A 6,099-nucleotide genomic window follows, 5' to 3' on the forward strand; every position below is an offset into this window, starting at 1 on the left:
AAGGGACGAGGGATAAGGCTAATGTGGTCAACCATAACGTCGAAGCTGAGCCGCTGGGTGCCTGGCTTGTCGCGGGCGCAAACAGCAAAAAATCGAGCCAATGCTCACGGCAATAAAGCCAAAGGGCTGCTGCGTCTATCAACGCTGCTATGGGCGCTACTGTTGGTTGTCCTGGTGGTCGCAATCTGGTGGTTGGGGCCACGCTGGGAAGTGGGTGACGTGATGCCTCTTGCCCCGTTGACCAACCGCCTGCTGGCAACGCTGGCGGTCGTAACGCTCGTTGCTGTTATATGGGGCATACGTCTTGCCCGGCGGCTACGCACCCTGGATGACGAGCGCCAGCAAGAAGAAGCGCGCCTGCAAGACCCGATCATGTCTCAGGTTGAGCGTCAGGAAACCTCTCTTAACCTTGCGCTCAACGAGATTTCCGACAGCCTGGGAGGCAGCAACAGCCGTTATCGCTTGCCGTGGTATTTGGTGATGGGGGTGGAAAATGCCGGCAAAACCAGCCTGATCAACCGCTCCGGCCAGAACTTTGCCCTCACCCATGTCATGAAAGCCTCGGGGCAGAGCAGTAAACAAGGCCAGCTGGGATTCGATTGGTGGATTGGCGATAAGGCCGTACTGATTGACCCTGATGGCGAGCTGTTAACCCAAGGGGCAATGGAAGGGGGCGAGCCTCAAGAGCTTCAGCGCAGGCTGTGGGACCACTTTGTTGGCTGGCTGGAGCATAATCGCCCCCAGCGCCCGTTGGATGGTGTCGTGCTGGTGCTGGATCTTGCACGACTAAGCCATGCACAGGTCGCCGTTCGTAAAGCCTATGCCGCGCTTCTGCGCAGCCGGCTACGCGAGCTGATGGAGCGTCACGGCACTCGCCTGCCCGTTTACGTCACGTTCAGCAAGATGGATTTACTGCACGGCTTTGATGATTTCTTTCGTCACTACTCTCGTGCTGCCCGCCGAGCGCCGCTGGGCTTTACGTTTACCCCTGCTTCCATGGACACCCCTGGCAAGTGGGAAGCGGAGTTCGAGGCCGACTACGACGCTATGCTGGCGCGCCTGAACCAACTGATGCCTTCCATGCTTTCCGAGTGCCGCGACCGTGAAGAGCGTGAATCCGTTTTCCGTTTTGTGCGGCAACTGGCAGGGCTGCGCGAGGTGCTGTTTGGCTTTTTGACTGAGGCACTTTCCAGTGACCGCTTTTCAACCGCTGCCATGGTGCGCGGTGCCTACTTTACGTCGGTCTATCAGCAAGGCGTACCGGAAGACCCGTTCGTGGATGCTGCCGCCCGGCGCTATGGAATGGATGACAGTGTTCAGCCTGCTCATCGGGCCACGCGCAGCGCGCTCTACTTTACCGAAGAGCTGTTCGATAAGGTTATTTACCCGGAGGCGGGGCTGGCGGGTGACAACGCCCGTGTTACCCAGCGACGCAGGCGCATGCGAAAGGCGAGTCTGGCGGCATGTCTGGTGCTAGGGGTTATTCTGGTAGGCGGTTGGACGCACTTCTATCAGAAAAACAGCGTATCGCTCGCGGCGGTTGAACAGCGAGCAGAAACCTTTTTGGCCACCCAGCCTGAAGCATTCCAGAGTGATGACCCCACTGGTTTTGAACTACTGGACCCACTTGACCGGCTGCGCTATGCCCTGGAAACGTTCGACGGATACCGCACACATACGCCTTATTTAGCGGATATGGGGCTGTACCAAGGGCGTGTCATTGGCGCCCAGGTGGAACGTGCCTACCTTGCCATGCTGGAGCGCCAGTTCCTGCCCGCGCTGATGATCGGCATCATGGATGATATGAACCGCGCCGAAGAGGGCAGTAACACGAAGCTTTCTCTATTGCGTGTACTGCGCATGATGTCGGATGCCAGTGGCCGTCAGCCGGAGCGCGTTGAGCGATTTATGGCCAACCGCTGGCAGGGGAACTTTCCCCAGCAGGGCGAGGTTCAGCAGCGACTCTTGATGCATTTGGACTACGCGCTGGAACATAGCGACCTTGAAGGCCGTATTGCCGAAGGCAGCCCGAGCGCCGAGCAGGCTATGGCTCCGCTTCAGGGAAGCATTGCCGCCGCTCAGCAGGAGCTGTCACGTCAGCCCATCGACGAACGGGTATATGCTGCCCTTAAGGCCGCCGGTAACCGCCAAGGGGAGCCGTTGGATCTACGCCGCAGCGTGGGCACGCTGTTCAACACCGTGTTTATGTCGCGTAACGATGATCCTGAAAATGTGCGCTTGCCGCATCTGCTCACCCGCGATGGCTTTGAGAACTACTTCCTACAAGAGCTTGACCGGGCGACGGAGCTTGCTCTGATTGATGTCTGGGTGCTGGGCCAGCGCGATAACATCAATTTCAGCGAAGCCGACCGGCAGCAGCTTCAGGTGGCCCTGCGTGAGCATTATGTAGGGGATTACCATGCCAGCTGGCGTGATGCCCTGCGTGATACCCAGCTAGTGCCACTGCCCGATATTCATCAGGCCATTGTGGTGGCCGACGCTCTGGTGGGCAGTCAGCGTCCGCTTGACAGGCTGTTGGCTGCGGTGGAACGCAATACCAGCCTCTACCCCGAGCTCCCCGACGATGACGAGCAGGCCCGTGAGGCGCTCCGCCAATCGCAGCGTTACCAGCTTGCGTTTGCCATTGAGCAGCCGTTCACGCCCATCAATCAGCTAAGCCAGGCGCGTAACGATAATCCCTCCTCGCTTGAGGAGATTAAAACGGCGGTAACCGCGCTGCGTGATTATCTGATGGAGATTGAAGAGTCGAGCAACACAGGGCGTGCTGCCTTCGTTAGCGTGCGTGACCGCCTGTCGCTGCGCGGTAACGACCCCATCTATAACTTGCAGCGCATTGCCGATAGTACGCCAGAGCCGGTGGGCCGCATGCTGCACAACCTGGCCGACCAGAGCTGGCAACTGATGATGGCCAGCGCCACGCGTCATCTTGAAAGCCAGTGGCTGGATGACGTAGTCGCACCCTATCAGGAGCGCCTGGCGGGGCGCTACCCGCTGGCGCCCAATGCCAGCCAGGAAGTGGCGCTGAGCGATTTCGAGGACTTCTTCGCCCCGGGCGGCACGCTGGATACCTTCTACCAGGACAGCTTGCAGCCTTTTATCGAAGGTGCGCCTGAGTACCTGGTGGATGCCGAAGGTAATTCGCTGCTGCGCGACAGCCTGTACACCGCCATTCAGCAGGCCGAGCAGATCCGCCGGGCCTACTTCAGCCGCGACGGCGCGCTGGACGTGGAGTTTGCGCTTGAACCCATCAGTCTTTCACCGGACAAGCGGCGCAGCGTGATCAGCGTCGATGGGCAACTGATCGAGTATGCCCACAGTGCTAGCCAGCGTGTGTCAATGATTTGGCCAAACGCGCTGCGCGGCGGCACCGAAAGCCGCATCACCATGGTGCCGAGCGAGGTGAACCGCTCACCGCGCAGCGTTACTCAGGATGGCGCCTGGGCATGGTTTCGGCTTCTGGAGCAGGCCGATATTACCAGTGTAAGCGAGCGCGAACTTGAACTCAGGTTCAACGTTGACGGCGGTACCATGCGCTATCGCCTGTTTGCCAACGGCGCGCCTAACCCCTTCACGCGTCCGCTGGCGGCAGGCTTCCAACTACCGTCCGCCCTTTACGCAGAGCGAGGTAGCAATGCTGACCAAACTTAAGCAGCTGTTTACCTCGGGCGGGGTAAAGCCCGCCACACGCCAGCGTCATGGCGCAAAGCGCTCGCGCCCATTGGAGGATGCGCGCAACGAGGATATCGACAGCTTTATCGAGGCGGTGTATCACGCCGATGCAAAAGGCCACTCACCTTGGGTGCTGCGCGATAAAAGCGTGCTCGATACGTTACGCCGAGCGCTTGAATTCACCGTTAATCGCCAGGTGTGGATGCAGCGGGAAAATGGTCAGGTAGTGCACTGGCAGGGCCGCCTGCTGGCACTTCGTCATGGTGAAGGCCCGCCGCTGGGCATGGTGCTTGTCTGTCGGCCTGATGACGAAGCCGCCTGGCAGCTCAAGTTTTTCTATATCAGCCGGGAGTGGAAGGGCAGTGGCCACGGTACCCGCCTACTGATGGCGATACGACGCAGCTTAAGTGGGGTACCACTGCAAACACGCCTGCCGCTGGCCTGCCATTCGGCCATCGACAGCCTGGAGGCGGCAGGCTTTACCCGCCAGCACGTGGATGCCCTCGAAGTTGCAAGTTACGAAGCCCCCGCTCAGTGGGATGAGTAGCCCGCCAGCACGACAGCACAGTGGCAGGCAGGACGAAGATACGGGACCAGAAAAGGAGCAGTGGTAATGGGCCAGAAATTTGTACTCGTAGGTGATATAGGAACCGACCATGATGGTTTTCCCCCTACGCCCGTCATTGCGGGTAGTGGCACGGTCATCATGGATGGCAAGCCGGTGGCCCGAGTAGGTGACCCGTTAGAGCCTCACGATAAGCCCAATCACCCCCCGCACCCACGGGCGATTGCCCAGGGTTCCGGCACGATTCTTATTGACGGCAAGCCAGCTGCTTTAACAGGCCATGCGGTCGATTGCGGTGGTGTCGTCATTGGTTCAGGTTCAGGAGAGGGCAGTTAAGATGGCAAGCACAGGATTGCAATTTACCCTGACGTTACCCGGCGTTGATGATATCGCGGTGATCGACTTTACCTACCGCGAAGCGCTCTCCCAGCCCTTTGAACTGGTGCTTAACCTGGCCAGCCGCGATGGCCGCCTGGACGCCGCCGAGCTGCTGGACCGCGAAGCCACCCTGACCGTTTGGCAGGATGGTGAAGCGTTGCGTCACGTGCACGGTGTCGTCAGCGAGTTTGGTCGCGGCGACCGCGGCCACCGGCGTACCTTCTACTCCCTGGTGCTGCGTCCCGCACTCTGGCGGCTTTCGCTGCGTCACAACTCGCGTATCTTCCAGAAAGTCGATCCGCTGACCATCATCAATACCCTGTGCGACGAACGTGGCATTACCGACGTGGCCTTCGCCGTCACCCGTGAACTGCCCGAGCGCGAATACTGCGTGCAGTACCGCGAGACTGACCTGGCATTTATCGAACGCCTCGCCGCTGAAGAGGGCTTGTTCTACTTCCATGAATTTGAGGAGGGCGCCCACCGGCTGATCTTTGCTGATGATCCGCAGGTGCTCGCCAATCTGGGCGAGCGCACCTACCATAGCCGCGCCGGCGGCACCGCCCCCACCCGCCATGTGCGCAAGCTCAGCCACACCGCCCGCGTGGCGGCGGCCACCGCCACCCTGAAAGACTACAGCTTCAAGAACCCGGCCTACGCCCAACTGCACGAATACCTGGGCCGCGACGTGGAAGCCCACGGCCAGCAGACCGACTACGAGCACTTCGATTACCCCGGCCGCTACAAGCAGGACGCCTCCGGCCAGCCGTTTACCCGCATCCGCCTGGAAGAACTGCGCCGCGACGCTATCACCGCCAGCGCCGAAAGTGACCTGCCCGAACTTGCCCCCGGCGCACGCTTCAGCCTGACCGACCACGACACGCAAAGCCTCAACCGCGACTGGCAGGTGGTGGCCGTACACCACACGGGCGAGCAGCCCCAGGCGCTGGAAGAGGACAGCATCAGCAGTAGCGAATCGGGCGGCATGACACGCTACGCCAATCAGGTCACCCTCATGCCCGGCGATGCCCCCTGGCGTGCCACGCCCAACCCCAAACCCCGCGTGGATGGCCCCCAGGTGGCGTTTGTGGTCGGCCCGGAAGGCGAGGAGATTTACTGCGACGAGCACGGCCGCGTAAAGGTTCAGTTCCCCTGGGACCGCTACGCCGAACCCAACGAAACCGCCAGCTGCTGGGTACGCGTGGCTCAGGGCTGGGCAGGCGGCGGCTACGGCAGCATTGCGATTCCGCGCATCGGCCACGAGGTCATCGTTTCTTTCCTGGAAGGCGACCCGGACCAGCCGCTGGTCACCGGGCGTACCTACCACGCGGTGAACATCCCGCCCTACCCGCTGCCCGAACACAAGACGCGCACGGTGTTGCGCACCCAGAGCCACAAGGCCGAGGGCTTTAACGAACTGCGCTTTGAAGACGAAGCGGGCGAAGAGCAGATCTGGCTTCACGCCC

At 60.8% G+C, this 6,099-nt stretch carries 4 protein-coding genes; all 4 read left to right on the forward strand.

Features of this window, described 5'->3' with window-relative positions:
- The first annotated feature begins 21 nt into the window (after positions 1-21).
- On the forward strand, positions 22-3,669 hold the full coding sequence (gene tssM, locus CZ787_RS00095) for a type VI secretion system membrane subunit TssM (RefSeq protein ID WP_087105303.1): 3,648 nt from the start codon (positions 22-24) through the stop codon (positions 3,667-3,669).
- Positions 3,653-4,237 carry a GNAT family N-acetyltransferase gene (locus CZ787_RS00100; protein ID WP_087105304.1) on the forward strand — a complete coding sequence of 195 codons (585 nt, stop codon included), beginning with the start codon at positions 3,653-3,655 and terminating at the stop codon, positions 4,235-4,237. The genes tssM and CZ787_RS00100 overlap by 17 nt, the downstream gene beginning before the upstream one ends.
- Before the next feature lie 66 nt (positions 4,238-4,303).
- Positions 4,304-4,591 carry a type VI secretion system PAAR protein gene (locus CZ787_RS00105; protein ID WP_087105305.1) on the forward strand — a complete coding sequence of 96 codons (288 nt, stop codon included), beginning with the start codon at positions 4,304-4,306 and terminating at the stop codon, positions 4,589-4,591.
- A gap of 1 nt (position 4,592) precedes the next feature.
- Positions 4,593-6,099: type VI secretion system tip protein VgrG (locus CZ787_RS00110; protein ID WP_087105306.1), on the forward strand; the 1,507-nt coding region annotated here is incomplete at its 3' end.

The sequence above is a fragment of the Halomonas citrativorans genome (assembly GCF_900163645.1).
In the GTDB taxonomy this organism is placed as follows: domain Bacteria; phylum Pseudomonadota; class Gammaproteobacteria; order Pseudomonadales; family Halomonadaceae; genus Vreelandella; species Vreelandella citrativorans.

Coding starts and splice junctions, on each gene's coding strand:
- CZ787_RS00100 (WP_087105304.1), top strand. CDS start 3,653: ATGCTGACCAAACTTAAGCAGCTGTTTACCTCGGGCGGGGTAAAGCCC.
- CZ787_RS00105 (WP_087105305.1), top strand. CDS start 4,304: ATGGGCCAGAAATTTGTACTCGTAGGTGATATAGGAACCGACCATGAT.
- tssM (WP_087105303.1), top strand. CDS start 22: ATGTGGTCAACCATAACGTCGAAGCTGAGCCGCTGGGTGCCTGGCTTG.